The sequence below is a fragment of the Curtobacterium sp. VKM Ac-2852 genome (assembly GCF_013205045.1).
GTDB classification, from domain to species: domain Bacteria; phylum Actinomycetota; class Actinomycetes; order Actinomycetales; family Microbacteriaceae; genus Curtobacterium; species Curtobacterium flaccumfaciens.
On the sequence record NZ_JABMLI010000001.1, the window covers coordinates 1,126,615 to 1,142,327 of the forward strand.

At 72.6% G+C, this 15,713-nt stretch carries 17 protein-coding genes and 1 riboswitch; of the genes, 7 read left to right on the forward strand and 10 right to left on the reverse strand.

All coding sequences use genetic code 11. The features are described from left to right. Positions 1-72: 72 nt before the first annotated feature. Positions 73-1,248 carry a MalY/PatB family protein gene (locus tag HQQ79_RS05565; protein WP_173032841.1) on the reverse strand — a complete coding sequence of 392 codons (1,176 nt, stop codon included), beginning with the start codon at positions 1,246-1,248 and terminating at the stop codon, positions 73-75. A 44-nt stretch (positions 1,249-1,292) separates the two neighbouring features. Beyond that, complete coding sequence (locus tag HQQ79_RS05570) at positions 1,293-1,865, reverse strand: TetR/AcrR family transcriptional regulator (protein WP_173032843.1); 573 nt, start codon at positions 1,863-1,865, stop codon at positions 1,293-1,295. Positions 1,866-1,942: 77 nt separating this feature from the next. Between HQQ79_RS05570 and HQQ79_RS05575 the strand changes: the two genes are divergently transcribed. From HQQ79_RS05575 to HQQ79_RS05585, 3 genes are all read left to right on the forward strand, one after another. After that, entirely contained in the window at positions 1,943-2,833 is an 891-nt protein-coding gene (locus HQQ79_RS05575) for an SDR family NAD(P)-dependent oxidoreductase (RefSeq protein WP_173032845.1), read from the forward strand. 40 nt (positions 2,834-2,873) lie between these two features. Then, on the forward strand, positions 2,874-3,338 hold the full coding sequence (locus HQQ79_RS05580) for a hypothetical protein (protein WP_173032847.1): 465 nt from the start codon (positions 2,874-2,876) through the stop codon (positions 3,336-3,338). A gap of 116 nt (positions 3,339-3,454) precedes the next feature. Beyond that, positions 3,455-5,902 carry a GH92 family glycosyl hydrolase gene (locus tag HQQ79_RS05585; RefSeq protein ID WP_367948062.1) on the forward strand — a complete coding sequence of 816 codons (2,448 nt, stop codon included), beginning with the start codon at positions 3,455-3,457 and terminating at the stop codon, positions 5,900-5,902. A gap of 16 nt (positions 5,903-5,918) precedes the next feature. On the opposite strand, the gene nagA is transcribed toward HQQ79_RS05585, so the two are convergent. The 6 genes from nagA to HQQ79_RS05615 all read right to left on the reverse strand — a co-directional run bounded on the left by nagA (position 5,919) and on the right by HQQ79_RS05615 (position 10,893). Next, positions 5,919-7,085 (reverse strand): N-acetylglucosamine-6-phosphate deacetylase, encoded by a 1,167-nt coding sequence (gene nagA, locus HQQ79_RS05590; RefSeq protein ID WP_173032849.1) that lies wholly within the window; start codon positions 7,083-7,085, stop codon positions 5,919-5,921. Beyond that, entirely contained in the window at positions 7,082-7,489 is a 408-nt protein-coding gene (locus tag HQQ79_RS05595) for a YrdB family protein (protein ID WP_173032851.1), read from the reverse strand. Before HQQ79_RS05595 ends, nagA begins: the two co-directional genes overlap by 4 nt. Before the next feature lie 8 nt (positions 7,490-7,497). Then, the gene (gene purU, locus HQQ79_RS05600) at positions 7,498-8,358 is read right to left on the reverse strand and encodes a formyltetrahydrofolate deformylase (RefSeq protein ID WP_173032853.1); all 861 of its coding nucleotides are present in this window, start codon (positions 8,356-8,358) and stop codon (positions 7,498-7,500) included. An 81-nt stretch (positions 8,359-8,439) separates the two neighbouring features. Beyond that, positions 8,440-9,828 carry an MFS transporter gene (locus HQQ79_RS05605; RefSeq protein WP_216852172.1) on the reverse strand — a complete coding sequence of 463 codons (1,389 nt, stop codon included), beginning with the start codon at positions 9,826-9,828 and terminating at the stop codon, positions 8,440-8,442. Between the two features lie 118 nt (positions 9,829-9,946). Continuing rightward, the gene (locus HQQ79_RS05610; RefSeq protein ID WP_027466646.1) at positions 9,947-10,381 is read right to left on the reverse strand and encodes a MarR family winged helix-turn-helix transcriptional regulator; all 435 of its coding nucleotides are present in this window, start codon (positions 10,379-10,381) and stop codon (positions 9,947-9,949) included. Between the two features lie 56 nt (positions 10,382-10,437). Next, positions 10,438-10,893, reverse strand: coding sequence for a MarR family winged helix-turn-helix transcriptional regulator (locus tag HQQ79_RS05615; protein WP_111032312.1), 456 nt, complete (start codon positions 10,891-10,893; stop codon positions 10,438-10,440). A gap of 74 nt (positions 10,894-10,967) precedes the next feature. On the opposite strand from HQQ79_RS05615, the gene HQQ79_RS05620 reads away from it, so the two are divergent. Then, on the forward strand, positions 10,968-11,840 hold the full coding sequence (locus tag HQQ79_RS05620; RefSeq protein WP_173032855.1) for an NAD(P)H-binding protein: 873 nt from the start codon (positions 10,968-10,970) through the stop codon (positions 11,838-11,840). A gap of 43 nt (positions 11,841-11,883) precedes the next feature. Here HQQ79_RS05620 and HQQ79_RS05625 read toward each other — a convergent pair whose 3' ends face one another. Together HQQ79_RS05625 and clpS are read right to left on the reverse strand one after the other, a co-directional pair. Next, positions 11,884-12,357: a DUF2017 family protein gene (locus tag HQQ79_RS05625; protein ID WP_173032857.1), complete on the reverse strand. Its 474-nt coding sequence runs from the start codon at positions 12,355-12,357 to the stop codon at positions 11,884-11,886. Beyond that, the gene (gene clpS, locus HQQ79_RS05630) at positions 12,354-12,659 is read right to left on the reverse strand and encodes an ATP-dependent Clp protease adapter ClpS (RefSeq protein ID WP_071245350.1); all 306 of its coding nucleotides are present in this window, start codon (positions 12,657-12,659) and stop codon (positions 12,354-12,356) included. The genes HQQ79_RS05625 and clpS overlap by 4 nt, the downstream gene beginning before the upstream one ends. A gap of 38 nt (positions 12,660-12,697) precedes the next feature. Beyond that, positions 12,698-12,782, forward strand: a riboswitch (ZMP/ZTP riboswitch). A gap of 96 nt (positions 12,783-12,878) precedes the next feature. On the opposite strand from clpS, the gene glyA reads away from it, so the two are divergent. The 3 genes from glyA (at position 12,879) to HQQ79_RS05645 (ending at position 15,656) form a co-directional block, all read left to right on the forward strand. Further along, a complete protein-coding gene (gene glyA, locus HQQ79_RS05635; protein WP_017888107.1) occupies positions 12,879-14,156 on the forward strand; it encodes a serine hydroxymethyltransferase in 1,278 nt (425 codons plus the stop codon). Continuing rightward, positions 14,153-15,088, forward strand: a complete 936-nt coding sequence (locus HQQ79_RS05640) for a tetrahydrofolate dehydrogenase/cyclohydrolase catalytic domain-containing protein (RefSeq protein ID WP_173032859.1) — start codon at positions 14,153-14,155, stop codon at positions 15,086-15,088. The genes glyA and HQQ79_RS05640 overlap by 4 nt, the downstream gene beginning before the upstream one ends. Before the next feature lie 118 nt (positions 15,089-15,206). After that, positions 15,207-15,656, forward strand: a complete 450-nt coding sequence (locus HQQ79_RS05645) for a hypothetical protein (protein WP_173032860.1) — start codon at positions 15,207-15,209, stop codon at positions 15,654-15,656. The last annotated feature ends 57 nt before the right edge of the window (positions 15,657-15,713 follow it).

A 15,713-nucleotide genomic window follows, 5' to 3' on the forward strand; every position in this document is an offset into this window, starting at 1 on the left:
CGGGGGCGTGTCGACGATTGCGGGGCGTCGCACGCGCACGCCGGCGTCTTCCGGCCCGATCCAGGTCCGGTGTCAGGCGCGCGCGGCTGCGGCGAGGCGGCTCAGCCCCTCGTCGAGGGTCTCCGCCGAGCACCCGAAGTTCAGCCGCGCGAAGCCCCGGCCCTGCCGTCCGAACGCCGGGCCGGAGCCGAGCGCCACCTTCGCCCGGTCGACGAGCTCCGCCGCGGGGTCGTCGCCCCACGGCAGCGCCCGCAGGTCGAGCCACGCCAGGTACGACGCCTGCGGCTGCCGGTACTCGGCGCCGGGCAGCACGTCGCCGATCCGCTCGGCCAGGGTGCGCCGGTTCGCCGCGAGCTCGGTGAGCAGTGATGCCAGCCACGGCTCGCCCTCGCTGAAGGCCGCGACGCTCGCGGTGTAGCCGAGGATGCCGGTGCGCTCGACGACCTCGGTCGGCAGGCCGTCGAACCAGGCGCGGGCCCGCTCCGAGGCGCCGATCATCATCGCGCACTTCGTGCCGGCGAGGTTCCAGGCCTTGCTCGCACTCGTCAGGGCGACACCGAGCGATGCGGCCTCGGGGCAGGACTCCAGGAACGGCGTGAACACCGCGTCGGCGTGCACGAGCGGCGCGTGGATCTCGTCGGACACCACGACGGCGTCCCACTCGGCGGCCAGCTTCGCGAGTGCGACGAGCGACTCGCGGTCGTGCACCAGACCGAGGGGGTTGTGCGGGTTGCAGAGCAGCACCGTGCGGGCTCCGTCGGCGAACGCCTGCGCGATGCCGTCGAGGTCCATCCGCCAGCCGGCCGTCGTGTCGAACGGGTCGGCCGGGCCCGCGGGGGCGAGCAGCGGGACCTCGGTGACGGTGCCGCCCGCCTCGGACACGTACTCCCAGAACGGCGGGTACACGGGCGGCATGATGACCACCTGGTCACCCGGCTCGATGACCCGGCGCAGCACCTCGACCGCCGCGACCGACACGTCCGTGGTGGTGCGGACCAGATCGGGGTCGACCCGCCACGCCCACCGGCTCTCGGCGAAGTCGGCGAACGCCTCGGGCAGGGCCCGCCCGTGCCCGACGTACCCGGTGTCGCCGTTCGTCACCGCCGTGACCAGGGCGTCGCGGATCGGCTCGGCGAGCATGCTGTCCATCTCGGCGACGAACATGGGGAGCACGTCCGGCGGGTAGGCCGTGTACTTCTCGCTCGTGCGGGACCGGTACGCATCGAAGACGGACACCATGACGCTCATGCGCCCATCCTGACAGCGAGGCACGCGGGGCGCGAGGGTGGTGGTCAGGCCGGGCGGAGGCCCGCCAGCAGCACCTCGACGTAGCGCTCGGGGTCGTGCACCCGGGAGCCACCGGCAACGGCGGCCGCCCGCATCCCGCACAGCAGCCGTCGCAGGTCGTCCGCGTCGACGTCGGCACGCGCGAGCCCCTCGGCCCGTGCCCGAGCGAGCAGTGCGTCGACGGACACCACCAGGTCTCCTGCGAGCGCAGCGGTGTCGGCGCACGAGAACCCGCCGTTCGTCAGCAGGTCGCCCAGGGCGGCATCGTCGACCATGCTCCGGAAGGCAGCCGTCACGACCCCGCGGAGCGCGTCCCCTGTGTCGGGCAGCGCGACGGCGACACGGACGAGGTCGAGCATGTCCTCGAGCGCGTCGATCGCGAGCGCCTCGAGCAGGTGCTGCTGCGACGGGAAGTGCCGGTAGGCGGTCCCGACACCCACACCGGCCTCGTGTGCGACGGCGTTCAGGAGCGGCTGCTCGCCGCGCTCGAGGAACGACCGGGCGACGTCGAGCAGCGCGGTCCGGTTGCGCTGCGCATCGGAACGCAGCGCTTCGGGGCGGGCCATGGCGATGGTCATGCGGACACTCTATCCGCTTGTGCTAGCGTTCCGGATGGATCATCCGATTCGAGACGGAGTGCGGACAGGAGACGACGATGGAACCCTTCACGTGGGAGCCCGGACAGATGGCGGACCAGCACGGGCGGACGGTCGTGGTCACCGGTGCGACCGGCGGACTCGGTCTGGTGGTCGCGACCCGACTGGCCGCCGCTGGAGCGCGCGTCATCGCGGCGGTCCGCAACCCGGACAAGGCGGCTCGCGTCCTCCCCGCGGGTCTGGAGGCGCGGGTCGTCGACACCGCGTCGGTCGCCTCGGTCACGGCGTTCGCCCGGCAGCTCGCCGCGGACGGCATCGTCGTGGACGCCCTCGTCAACAACGCCGGCGCGACGCTCGGCGCGTTCGGGCTGACCGACGAGGGCATCGAACGCACCTGGGCCACCAACGTCGTCGGCCCGGCCGTGCTCGCCGACGCGATGCTCCCGGTGCTCGGTGGACCGTCACCCCGGGTCGTGCTCGTCGGGTCGAACCTGTCGCAGCGCACCCGCCGCGTGCCTGCACCGGGCGGGGTCGACGATGCGAGCGGCTACTCCCAGTTCGCCGTGTACACCGACTCGAAGACGGCGGCGACGGCGCTCGCGGTCGACCTCGGTGAGCGGCTCCGCGCTGCCGGCTCGGACGTCCGCTCGGTCATCGCACACCCCGGCATCGCAGCGACGGGGATGAACGACCAGGCCGAGACCCTCACGCAGCGCCTCGGTGGCCTGGTCGCCCGCAGCATGGCCCGGACCGCGGAGGACGGCGCTCGCTCGACGCTCTGGTCGGCCACCGCACCGGACGTCGCCGAGGGGGTGTTCGTCGGGCCGGCGCTGCGTCGGGGTGACCGGCGGCTGCACGTCGTCCCCGTCCGCGGGGCAGCCGCCGACCCGGGGTTCCGGCAGCGGGTCCGCACCTTCGTCGACGAGGTCGCAGCGCGCACGACGGCCTGATCACGTACCGGTCGGCACCGTTCCGTGCGACACTCACCCGATGGTGGGGGTGGACGACGCAGCGACGGACGACCCGGTGGGCGCGGAGTACGCGCGGCTCGAGCGGGAGCGCCGGAAGGGCCGCGGCGTCCGGGTCGAGCGCCGCGTCGCGCTCGCCGCGGTGCTGGTGCTCTGCGTCGTTCCCGTCGCGATGTTCGCCACGATCGTCTCGACACTGCGCCTGTTCGGGGACAACGTCGAGAGTCCCGGTGCGGTCCACACCTACGAGTTCCTGCTCGTCCTGGGACCCGTGGCCTGCTTCGTCGCCGTGCTCCTCGGCGTCCGGACGGGGCGCACCGGCGTCGTGGTGACCGCCGTCGTCATGGTGCCGATCGTGCTCGTGGCCGCCTACGTCCTCGCCGTCCCGCAGGGGCGCTGGAACCAGACGGAGCAGGACACGTGGCGTGATCGCGAGGCGCCGGCCTGTTACAGCGGCACCGACAGCTGCGCGGAGCACGGCGGCTGACCCCGAGCCGGCAGCGGAGGGTGCCGGGGCCCGTCGCCGAACCCGACGTGAACAGCGGGAGAGCGCTCGGTGACGAGAGCGGACGTCCCCCGTCCGAGGGGGCTAGCGTCACGAACGTGAACCGATCTCGCGTGCACCGTCGCCCGCTCGTCCGTCCGCTCCCGCTCGCCGCGGTGGCCACGATCGCCGTACTGCTGGGCACGGGGATCGTCGCCGCGCCGGCGGCGGGCTCGCCGTCGACGCAGGCCGGGCGGACCGTGAGCGATCCGGCCCGGTACGTCGACCCCTTCGTCGGCACGAGCAACAACGGCAACACCTGGCCCGGGGCCACCGCACCGTTCGGCATGGTGCAGTGGAGTCCCACCGGGACCGCGGGCGACCAGACGTCGACCCCGGTGGCGAACGGCTACTCGTACGACGTGAACCGGCTGCGCGGCTTCAGCCTGACGCACCTGAACGGGGCCGGGTGTGCTCCGGGTGCTGCGGGAGACGTGCCGATCATGCCGGTCACGACCCCGGTCACGACCTCGCCGTCGGCCGACTCGAAGGACGCTGTCTACGCCGCCGGGTACTCCCACGACCAGGAGTCCGCGAGCCCCGGACGCTACGGCGTCACGCTCGACAACGGCGTCCGCACCGACCTCGCCGTCACCACGCGCGCCGGCGTCGGCGCGTTCACGTTCCCGGCCGGCAAGGACGCGAACCTGCTGTTCCGCACGTCGAACTCGATCAACGGCAGCGAGGCCGCGATCACCCGCGTCGACCCCCGCACCCGCACGGTCAGCGGCAGCGTCCTGACGGGCGGCTTCTGCAGCCGCCGCGCGAACGGCGGCGGCGCCACCAACCCGGACCGCCGCAGCTACTACCGCCTGTACTTCACCGCGACCTTCGACACGGCGTTCGCGAGCACCGGCACCTGGAAGGACGGCACGGTCCAGCCTGGAGGCACGTCCTCCTCCGGTGGGGAGGGCTACCTGACCGGGGCCGACCGCGCCGGACGCGGTTCCGGCGCGTGGGTCGGGTTCGACGCCCGTCGCGGAGCGACGGTGCAGGCGAAGATCGGCATCTCGTACGTGAGCGCGGCCGGGGCGGTCGCCAACCGTGACGGCGAGGTGACCAAGCGCTCGACCGTAGCCAGCGTGGCGGCCGGCACACGGGCCTCCTGGAACCGTGAACTGTCGCGCCTGCGCGTCGGCGGCGGCACGGCGGACCGGACCACCCAGCTCTACACGTCGGTCTACCACGCACTCATGCAGCCGAACACGCTGAACGACCGCGACGGGCGCTACCTCGGCCCGGACCTGCGGGTGCACCGGATGGACCGCGGACACCGTGCCGTCTACGGCACGTACTCCGGGTGGGACCAGTACCGGGCGCAGATCCAGCTGCTGGCCTTGCTGCGGCCGGACGTCGCCGGGGACATGGCGCAGTCGATGCTGCGGTTCGCCGAGCAGAACGGCGGGGTGTGGGACCGCTGGCTGCACCTCGGCGCGCCGACGCACGTGATGACCGGCGACCCCTCGGCCGCGACGCTCGCCACCTGGTACGCCATGGGCGTCCGGAACTTCGACGTCCGGGCCGCCTACGCCTCGCTGAAACGCCAGGCGACGGTCGAGAACGCGGACGCCGAGAGCGACATCGGGTGCCCGGGGCAGTGCCTGGCGCAGCGGCCCGCACTCGACGAGTACCTGGAGCGGCAGTACGCGGCGAACGACGACTGCTCCTGCTGGGGCGGTGCTGCCGAGACCCTCGAGGACTCGATCTCCGACAGCGCGCTCGGGTACTGGGCGGGTTCCCTCGGACTTCGTTCCGACGCCCGGATGTTCGCCGAGCGGGGGACCTCCTGGAAGAACACCTTCAACGCCGCCGTCGGGTACCAGGCCGCGCGCCAGGCCGACGGCTCGTGGACGCCGGGCTGGTCGCCGTCGACGGGGACCGGGTTCGCGCAGGGCACCAGCGCGCAGTACACCTGGCTCGTGCCGCAGGACGTGCAGGGGCTGTCCAGCGCGCTCGGCGGTGACGACGCCGCGGTCGCACGGCTCGACGACTTCTTCCACGACGCCTCGGGCAACTGGGTGGTCACCGGTGGCGACGCCACGAAGTTCGACCCCACGAACGAGCCCGACATCCACACGCCGTGGATGTACAACGCCCTCGGCAAGCCCTGGAAGACGCAGGAGACCGTGCGGCAGGTCGTGGACGACGCCTACTCGACCGGCCCCGGCGGCCTGCCCGGCAACGACGACCTCGGCACGATGAGCGCCTGGTACGTCTTCGCCTCGATCGGCCTGTTCCCGCAGACGCCCGGGCGAGCGGAGGTGCTCATCGGCAGCCCGACGTTCAGCACGGTCGACATCCGGCGCTCGAGCGGGGAGCGGATCGTCATCCGGTCGACCGGGACCGAGCCGTACGTGCAGGGAGCCCGGTTGAACGGGCGGACGCTGGAGCAGTCGTGGGTGCCGGCGTCGTTCGTCACCCGGGGCGGCACGCTCTCGCTCCGGGTCGGGGAGACGGCGGACACGTCGTGGGCGAGCGGCGAGCGAGGGCGCCCGGTCGACCGCTGAACACGCGCTGCGCGCCTCAGCGCAGCTGGCGCCCGCCGCCCCACACGCGCTGCACCTCGAGCGACGGCGACAGCGCCACGAGGTCCGCGGCGAACCCCGGAGCCAGCCGACCCAGGCGGTCGCCGAGCCCGAGTGCTGCGGCCGGCGCACTCGTCAGCGCCGCCACGGCCTCGGGCAGGGTCCGCCCGGCGAGCGAGACCGCGTTGCGGAGCGCCACGTCCTGCGTCAGCGTCGATCCCGCGATGGTGTCGGTCCCCGCGACGTGCGCGACCCCGTCGGTCACCGTGACGTCGAGCGATCCGAGCCGGTACGAGCCGTCGGCCGCACCCGCAGCGCCCATCGCGTCGGTGATCAGCGCCACACGACCCGGCGTCGCCCGGAAGAGCGTCTCCGCGACGACCGGGTGCACGTGCACGGCGTCCAGGATGAGCTCGAGCGTCACGCGGTCGTCCGCCACGGCAGCGCCGATCGGCCCCGGTGCGCGGTGGTGCAGCCCGGGCATCGCGTTGCAGGCGTGGGTCAGGATCGTCGCCCCGGCGTCGAAGGCGGCACGGGCCTGGTCGTACGTGCCGACCGTGTGGCCGACGGCGACCGTGACGCCGGCCTCGACGAACCGGCGGACGGCGTCGAGGGCTCCGGGCAGCTCGGGCGCGATCGTGACCTGGCGGATGACGCCCTCGCCCGCTCCGAGCAGCGCGTCGACCGCGGCGGGCGTCGGGTCGATCAGGAACGACTCGTTGTGCGCACCCTTGTTGTGCGGGGACAGGAACGGTCCCTCCAGGTGCACCCCGACCACGAGCGGGTCGGTCGCCATCACGGCGCGGACGCGGGCCAGCGACGCCGCGAGGGCGGGGACCGGGTTCGCGACGAGCGACAGGACGGATCGGGTCGTGCCGTGCGAACGGTGCATCGCGAGCGAACGGTCGAACGAGTCGTCCTCGTACGCCTCGGTCGCCCCACCGTGCCCGTGCAGGTCCACGAAACCGGGCGTCAGGACCGCGTCGCCCAGGTCGACGACCCGGTCTGCCGCGGGGGCCTCGGGGCCGGAACCGGTCGCGTGGATCGTGTCGCCGACGACCAGGACCCAGCCGTCGGCCGTGGTGCCGGCCACGTCGACGACGCGGGCTGCGCGGACCAGCGTGCGCTGGGCCTCCTGGCCGGTCTGGAGGCCCGTGGTGCTCATGCGGTCTCCTTGCGGAACGCGATCAGGCCGCTCAGGGCGGCGATCACGATGAAGACGACCCCGACGACCGGGTGGCCGATGGAGATCCAGGTCGCGCCTGCGGCGACGACCAGGGCGACCTCGACGATGGTCTTGCCGACGACGTCGGTCTCGATCGGGGACCGCGGCGACCGGAAGAAGTACCAGACGACCGCGGCGAACAGCGGGGCACCGACCATGAACAGGTAGCCGGGGAGCGGGAGCTGCCACGACCAGTAGCCCCAGAAGGCCAGGGACAGCAGGCCGAACACCATCACGGCGATCCGCAGGACCATCCAGGCCTCGAACCGCCGTCGTGGCTGCCGGACGGCGGCCGGGTCGGGAACCGATTCCCAGTCGACGGGGGACTGCGGGGCGTTGGTCATGGTGCTGCCTACTTGAAGATGATGGTGCGGGCGCCGTCGAGCAGGACGCGGTCCTCCGCGATCCAGCGCACCGCCTGGGTGAGCGTGCGGGACTCCTCGTCCTGCCCGATGGACACCAGCTCGGCCGGTTCCTTGGTGTGGTCGACGCGGACGACGTTCTGCTCGATGATCGGGCCCTCGTCGAGGTCGCTCGTCACGAAGTGCGCGGTCGCACCGATGAGCTTCACCCCGCGGGCGTGCGCTTGCCGGTACGGGTTCGCGCCCTTGAAGCCGGGCAGGAACGAGTGGTGGATGTTCACGGCACGGCCCTCGAGCGCGGCGCAGAGCTCGGGCGACAGGATCTGCATGTAGCGGGCGAGGACGACGAGCTCGATGTCGTGCTCCTCCACCGCCTGCAGCACGCGCCGCTCCATCTGCTCCTTCGAATCGGCGTCGGTGACCGGGCGGTGCTCGAACGGCACGGAGTAGAACGCGGCGAGCTCGGACAGGTCCGCGTGGTTCGACAGCACGAGGGGGACCTCGATCGGCAGCTGTCCGCCGCGCTGCCGGTAGAGCAGGTCGTTCAGGCAGTGGCCCGCCTTCGACACCAGCACGAGGGTGCGCAGCGGACGACCGACGAGGTCGAGCTGGACCCGGGCGTCGTAGCGGGCGGCGACGGGGGCGAGCGCTGCTTCGAAGGCGGCGCGGTCCACCGGCGCCATCACCTGCAGGCGCATGAAGAACGTGTTCGTGTCGGCGCTGGAGAACTGCTGCGACTCGGTGATGTTGCCCTGGGCGGCGACGATCGCTCCGGAGACGGCGTGCACGATCCCGGGCTGGTCGTCGCAGACGAGCGTCAGGGTCCAGTGCGTGGGGGTCGGGTCGGTCACCGGATCAGGGTACCGGCCGCGGGGGATGTGCTTCGTGAGCAGGAACGGTCGAGTGGGCAGCGGTCACTCGACCGTTCCTGCTCACGAAGCGTCAGGCTCAGCGGCGGTGGCGTCGGGCGCGGGCGCGGGCGCACGCGCAGGGGCCGGTGCGTCGGCGTCACGCAGGCGACGGTCGGCCAGGGTCAGCACGGTCAGGAGCACCGCGACGCCGAGGATCACCCACGCCAGCACGTGCAGGTCCGGCGTCGTCGGGGCCTGGCCGAACACGCCGCCGATCAGCGAGGACGCCGCGATCGCCCCGATGTACACCGCGGTGCGGGACAGCCCGGCTGCGGTGCCGATGTACTCCGCGGGGACGAGCCGGTACAGCGCCGCCTGGTTCGACACCGACGCCAGGGCCTGCGGCACCCCGAACAGCGCCGGAGTCAGGGCGAGCAGGACGACGGGCGACCCGGTGTGCAGGAAGAGCAGGAGCACACCGCCGAGGATCGGCACCAGCGCGGCGACGACGAGCGGCCCGCGGATCGCGGTCTTCCGTGCGACGACGAACGAGGCCACCCCGGCGACGATCGCGGCCGGCAGCTGGATGTACCCGGCGACGTCGCTCGGGTAGCCCGCGACGTCCTGCACCCACTGCGAGAACCCGTAGGTCATCGTGTAGGCGAGCAGGTACGTCAGGAACAGGCGGCCGTACGTGCGGGACAACGCGCCGTTCCGGGCGAGCAGCCGCACGTCGCCGAACGGTCGCACGGCCCGGAGCTCCCACGCCACCAGGGCGCCGAGCAACACGACGGCCACCGCGAGCAGCCACCACAGCCCGGCGGACAGGTCGAGCAGGAAGACGAGCAGCGCCGAGACGGTCCCGGTCATCAGCACCATGCCGAGCGGGTCGAGCGCCTGCAGCACCGGCAGGTCGGCGTCGTCGCGCGGACGCAGCCGGTCGGACGGCAGCCAGAGCGTCGCCACGACGATGCCGAACACCGCGAGCGGCACGTTCACCAGGAAGATCGCGTGCCAGCCGAACGCGGCGATGAGCGCCCCGCCGAGCGGTGGGCCGGCGGCGGCGGACACGAGCGACGTGATCGACAGCGCCCCGAGCACGAGCGGCGGCGTCGGCTTCCCGATCCGGGCGGAGTGCTGCCGGAGCGTGGTGAGCGCCGCCGGGTAGGCCGACGACGTCCCGATGCCGATGAGCACCCGGGCGAACACGGCGCCGCCGAACCCGGTCAGGACCTCGGGCACCACCCCGGCGATCCCGACGATGACGAGCCCGGTCAGGAACACCTTCTTCGGGCCGAACCGGTCGGCGAGCTTGCCCATCGTGGGCTGCGCGATCGCACTCGCCAGGTACAGGGCCGCGACGAGCCAGATCGCCTGCGCCGCACCGATGCCCAGGTCGCGGGAGATCGGGGTGAGGGCGACCGACACCATCGTGGTGTTGATCGGGTTGAGCAGGGGCCCGACGAGCACCGGGATGAGGAGCTTCGGGCCGAAGCCGCTGCCCGTGGTCGTGTCGGGGGTCGTGGTGGTGGTGGTGGTGGACGTGAGAGCGCTTCTTCCGGTTGCAGGACTGGGCGAGGGGTGCGGGTCAGGGATCGACGATCGGCCCGAGCAGGTCCATCGCCCGCGCGACGACGCGGCGGTCCGCTTCGGGCAGGGTCGCGAGCCGCTCGGCGAGCTCGTGGTTCCGCGCGGCCCAGGCGGTCTGGCGCGCGTCCCGGCCGGCCGCCGTCGCGCTGACGATCGACCGCCGGCCGTCCGTCGGGTCGGCCTGCCGCTCGGCCAGGCCGAGGTCGACCAGGGCCTGGACGGTCGCGCCCATCGACTGCGGTCGGACACCCTCGGCTCGCGCCAGGTCGGCGATGGTGGCCGGCCCGTGCCGCAGCAGGCGTCCGAGGGCGGCGGTCTGCGACGCCGTGACGTCGTCCGACTTCGAGGCCAGCAACGACCGCCGCAGTCGCCCGTGCATCGTCAGCACGGCGTCGGCCAGGTCGGTCGGGTCGGTCTCCGGTGCGTCGGTCACGCCCCGGAGGCTAGTCCGTCACCAGCCCGCCTTGCAAGTTTGCCTTCCGATACGGGTCAGGGAACGGCGGAGCCGTCATCGCCCGCGTCCGGCTCGAGCAGCGGGAGCAGGGTCGCCGAGATCGGCTCCGCACCGTCGCCGAACCACGCGTTGCTCGCCCGGACGATCGGGTGGGCGCGTGCCAGCAGCGCCTCGCCCTGGTCGGTCAGTCGCATCCGGGAGGCCCGTCCCCGGCCCGGTGCAGCACCCCGCTCCACGAGTCCCCGCGTCGAGAGCCCCCCGACGAGCGTCGTCATGCTCTGCGGTCGGACGCCGACCGCCCGCGCCAGGTCGGCCTGGCTGAGCTCGCCGGCCGCTGCGAGCTGGATGAGCGCCCCGAACTCGACGGGTGTCAACCCGAGCGGCGCCAGCTCGGCCGCGAGTCGGCGGGAGAGCGTCCGTGCGGCCCGGATGACCGTCCACGCCACGATGCCGTCGACGTCGTCACGCGGGGCTGGGAGTTCCTGGGGCACGGGGTGATCGTACCGGCGTACGTTCTGGTATCAGGAAACTGATACCAGAACGGGTCAGTGGGACGGGAGCAGACATGGGCGAGATCGTGGCGGTCACCGGCGTGACCGGGGACGTCGGGGGCAAGACGGCGGAGCTGCTGCGGGCGGCAGGGGTGACGGTGCGAGCCGTGGTCCGACGACCGGAGCAGGTCGACGCGCTCCGGGCGCGGGGCATCGACGGCCGCCTGGCCGACCTGGACGACGAGGACGCGCTCACCGCGGCGCTCGACGGGGTCGACCGGTTCTTCCTCGTGACGCCGGTGAGCCAGCGGCAGCGTGAGCAGGGGACCACCGGGGTCCGTGCGGCGCAGCGGGCCGGGGTCGGCCGGATCGTGCAGCTGTCGGGCGGGGACGCCGCCGAGCACTCCCCGATGTCGTGGGCGAGCGCCGCCTGGCACATCGACCGGCTGGTGCGCGAGAGCGGGCTGGCGTGGACGATCCTGCACCCCTCGTCGTTCATGACGAACGTGCAGCCCTCGGCGCCCGCGATCCGACGGGGGTGGTTCCCGCACACCACGGGCCGCGGGGTGATCGGCTGGATCGACACCGAGGACATCGCCCGGACCGCCGCCCGGGTGCTGACGGAGGACGGCCACGACGGCACCGAACCGGTGCTCACCGGGCCGGACCTGCTCGATGCGCGGGGTGTCGCCGCCGCGCTCACCGCAGGGCTCGGCCGACCCGTGCGCGCCCTGCACCTGGCGAGCCGGGTCTACGCCGGTGTGCTCCGCCTGAGCGGGGTGCCCGCCTGGCAGGCCGAGGGGCTCCGGCAGCAGTTCGGCCGGGTCGTCCGACGCGGCCTCGACGGCGTCGACGTGATGAGCGACGACGTCCGGCGCATCACCGGCACCGCACCCCGGAGCCTGACCGACTGGGCGCGAGCCCACCGCGACGACCTGCTGGGGTGACGCGTCGAGCCGGAGGTGATCCGGGCCTCCAGGCCGTGGGCCGTCAGCGCGACGTGAGCGTGACGACCAGGTGCTCCTGCACGTAGCCGAGCCAGTCGTAGACGTCGCGCAGGCGGACGCCCGCGTCGGCCTCGACGGAGCGCTCCTCGTCGTCGGCGTCCTCGATGCCCAGCCGGTCGGCGATCGTCAGCCGCAGGTCGGTGAGGGTGCGGAGCCACGCCTGCTCGTCCTCGGCGTCGAGCGAACCGTCGCGGGTGCCCGTCAGCCAGTCGTGCACGATCGAGGCGTTCGTCGTCTTCTGCGTGAGCAGGTCGGACTGCGTGTACTTCCGGAACTCCGCGCTCGCCTCGTCGTCACCGGGGTAGGCGTCCGGGAACATCCGCTCGCTGATCGGGTCCGTGGACAGGTCGCCGCCGAGCACCTGCCGCAGCTGTTCGGTGAGCGAGGCGAGCAGGTCGCGCTCGCCGGAGGACAGGCCGAGGTGGACGCCGTCGGCGCGGCGGACGAACGGGATCACGCTTCGGGGGCCTTGTCGACGGTCGCCTGCAGCCCGTAGCCGTGCATGGACTGCACGTGGGCCTCCATCGATTCGCGCGGACCCGACGCCACGATCGCCCGACCGTCGTCGTTCACCTGGTGCATGAGTCGCTCGGCCTGCTCGCGCGAGAACCCGAAGTGCCGCTGGAAGACGTAGGTGACGTACGACATCAGGTTCACCGGGTCGTCCCACACCACCGTGACCCACGGGGTGTCCGCCCGCGCACTGGTCCGTTCGTCCGTGGTGGTCCGTTCGTCCACGTCGGGCGAGAGCAGCGTCATGCATCCAGGGTGACACAGGGCGGGGTCCCTCGGTACGATCGTCAGGTCGCGACTGGCGTTGGATGGGTCACCATCGGGGAGCGACAAAGACACGGTGCGCGGCCGTACGCCTGGGCTGCACCGACCGACCGTCCGAGTGCGACCAGCTGGTCGTCCGCACACCGTAGGAGTCCCGTGTCCATTGCCGATCTGCCCCCGTTCGTCTCCGACTCGGCCGAGGTGGCCGAGCAGGCCGCCGCCCGCGCCGCGTTCAACGCCCCGCTCACCGAGGTCGACCCCGAGATCGCCGCCGTCCTGCAGCAGGAGCTCGGCCGCCAGCGCGACACCCTCGAGATGATCGCGTCCGAGAACTTCGTGCCGCGCGCCGTGCTCGAGTCACAGGGCTCCGTGCTCACCAACAAGTACGCCGAGGGCTACCCGGGCAAGCGCTACTACGGCGGCTGCGAGTACGTCGACGTCGCCGAGCAGCTCGCCATCGACCGTGCCAAGGCGCTCTTCGGTGCTGAGTACGCCAACGTCCAGCCGCACTCCGGTGCCACGGCCAACGCCGCTGTCCTGCACGCCATCGCCTCGGCCGGCGACACCATCCTCGGCCTCGAGCTCGCGCACGGCGGGCACCTGACCCACGGCATGAAGCTCAACTTCTCCGGCCGCATCTACAACGCCGTGGCGTACGGCGTCGACCCCGAGACGTTCGAGGTCGACTACGACGACATCCGCGCGAAGGCCATCGAGCACCAGCCGAAGGTCCTGATCGCCGGTTGGTCCGCGTACCCCCGCCAGCTCGACTTCGCGAAGTTCCGCGAGATCGCGGACGAGGTCGGCGCGAAGCTCTGGGTCGACATGGCGCACTTCGCCGGCCTCGTCGCCGCCGGTCTGCACCCGTCGCCGGTCCCGCACGCCCACGTCGTCTCGTCGACGGTCCACAAGACCCTGGGTGGCCCCCGCTCGGGCATCATCCTGTCGAACGACGAGACCCTGTTCAAGAAGCTGAACTCCGCGGTCTTCCCGGGCCAGCAGGGCGGCCCGCTCATGCACGTGATCGCCGCGAAGGCCACCGCGTTCCTGCTCGCCGGCACCCCGGAGTTCAAGGACCGTCAGGAGCGGACGATCCGTGGCGCCCAGGCCCTCGCCGCCCGCCTGACCGCCGACGACGCCAAGGCCGCGGGCATCGACGTGCTCACCGGCGGCACCGACGTGCACCTGGTGCTCGTCGACCTGCGCGCGTCCGAGGTCGACGGCAAGCAGGCCGAAGACCTGCTGCACGAGGTCGGCATCACCGTGAACCGCAACTCCGTGCCGTTCGACCCGCGCCCGCCGATGGTCACCTCGGGTGTCCGCATCGGCACCTCGGCGCTGGCGACCCGCGGCTTCGGCGACGCCGAGTTCACCGAGGTGGCCGACATCATCGCGCTGACCCTCATGCCGAACCCGGACGTCGCAGCGCTCTCGGCCCGCGTGAAGGTCCTGACCGACGCGTTCCCGCTCTACGCGTGAGCGGTTCGGCCAGCGCGGCGCTCCCGCGCGAGCTCTGGGCCGGTGAGGGCAGTGCCGTCCGCATCGACGGCACGGCCCTCGCCGCCCGGACGCTCGACGAACTCCGGGGCCGGATCGACCGCCTGCACGAGCACGGCATCCGTCCGGGCCTCGGCACGATCATGGTCGGCTCGAACCCCGGCTCGATGTCCTACGTCGCGGGCAAGCACCGCGACTCGGCGTCGATCGGGCTCGACTCACACCGCATCGACCTGCCCGAGACGGCGTCCGCTGCCGACATCCGGGCCGCGATCCTGCAGATGAACGACGACCCCCGGGTCACCGCGTTCATCGTGCAGCTCCCGCTGCCGCAGGGCATCGACCCGACGCCGATGCTCGAGCTGATGGACCCGGCGAAGGACGCCGACGGCCTGCACCCGACGAACCTCGGCGAGCTGGTGCTCGCCGTGCCCGGTGGTGCCGGCACGATCGACGCACCGCTGCCGTGCACCCCTCGCGGCATCGTCGCGATGCTCGACGCGTACGAGATCCCGATCCGTGGTGCGCACGTCACGATCATCGGGCAGGGGCTGACCGTCGGACGGCCGCTCGGTCTGCTGCTCACGCGGCTCGAGGCGACCGCGACCCTGACGCACTCGCTGACCGCCGACGTCGCCGCGGAGTGCCGTCGTGCCGACATCATCGTCGCCGCGGCCGGGGTCGCCGGGCTCGTCAAGCCCGACTGGGTGCAGCCCGGTGCCGCCGTCATCGACGTGGGGATCACCCGCGTGGTCAACGAGGAGACCGGCAAGGCGAAGCTGCACGGCGACGTCGACCCCGCGGTCGCATCGGTCGCGGGCTTCCTGTCGCCGACTCCCGGCGGCGTTGGGCCGATGACCCGCGCGATGCTCATGAAGAACGTCGTCGAGGCCGCCGAGCGCCAGCTGTCGTAGCGCGCGGGGCGTCGCGCGCTGGTCGCGCGTCGATGGTGTGCAGCAATGGTCGGGTGGCGTCATCGCACCCGACCATTGCTGCTCACGAAGTGCACTCCGCCGGTGCTACGGTCGCGGCATGGGGGACGAACGACTGCAGACGGCGCCGGTGATGCGACCCCGGCCCGAGCCATCGCAACTGACCAAGGACGCCCGGTGGCTGATCGTCATCGTGGCGCTCTGCGTGCTGTTCCAGGCTCCGGGGTCGACCTGGTCGATGACACTCGCGCACGCCGGCCAGGAGTACACGTTCACGTCGGGCCCCTGGTTCGGCTGGACGCTCGCGACGGTGGGGTTCGCGGTCGCCGGGTTCGTCGTCGCGATCGCACGCCGTGGTGCAGCCCGCTTCGACGAGCACACCGTGATGGGCCTGACCCTGGCCGCCGTGCTCGGGACGACCGTCGTGGTGTGGCTGCTCATGCCGGCGCAGACCGCGTGGGTGGAGTGGGCCGTGGAGCACGGTCGGACGCACCCGTTCGTGCTCGGGAACGTGGTGGAGCACGTCCGGTACGCGGACTACCTCGGCTGAGCAGGGGGTCGCGCGCGGTCGCGGCGGTCGGGGCTGTCGGGGTGCTGCCGTTCTTTC

What these genes read in the sequence shown, in the direction of transcription:
- HQQ79_RS05565 (WP_173032841.1), bottom strand. Translation starts at nt 1,248, where the DNA reads ATGAGCGTCATGGTGTCCGTCTTCGATGCGTACCGGTCCCGCACGAGC.
- HQQ79_RS05570 (WP_173032843.1), bottom strand. Translation starts at nt 1,865, where the DNA reads ATGACCATCGCCATGGCCCGCCCCGAAGCGCTGCGTTCCGATGCGCAG.
- HQQ79_RS05575 (WP_173032845.1), top strand. Translation starts at nt 1,943, where the DNA reads ATGGAACCCTTCACGTGGGAGCCCGGACAGATGGCGGACCAGCACGGG.
- HQQ79_RS05580 (WP_173032847.1), top strand. Translation starts at nt 2,874, where the DNA reads ATGGTGGGGGTGGACGACGCAGCGACGGACGACCCGGTGGGCGCGGAG.
- nagA (WP_173032849.1), bottom strand. Translation starts at nt 7,085, where the DNA reads ATGAGCACCACGGGCCTCCAGACCGGCCAGGAGGCCCAGCGCACGCTG.
- HQQ79_RS05595 (WP_173032851.1), bottom strand. Translation starts at nt 7,489, where the DNA reads ATGACCAACGCCCCGCAGTCCCCCGTCGACTGGGAATCGGTTCCCGAC.
- HQQ79_RS05620 (WP_173032855.1), top strand. Translation starts at nt 10,968, where the DNA reads ATGGGCGAGATCGTGGCGGTCACCGGCGTGACCGGGGACGTCGGGGGC.
- clpS (WP_071245350.1), bottom strand. Translation starts at nt 12,659, where the DNA reads ATGACGCTGCTCTCGCCCGACGTGGACGAACGGACCACCACGGACGAA.
- HQQ79_RS05645 (WP_173032860.1), top strand. Translation starts at nt 15,207, where the DNA reads ATGGGGGACGAACGACTGCAGACGGCGCCGGTGATGCGACCCCGGCCC.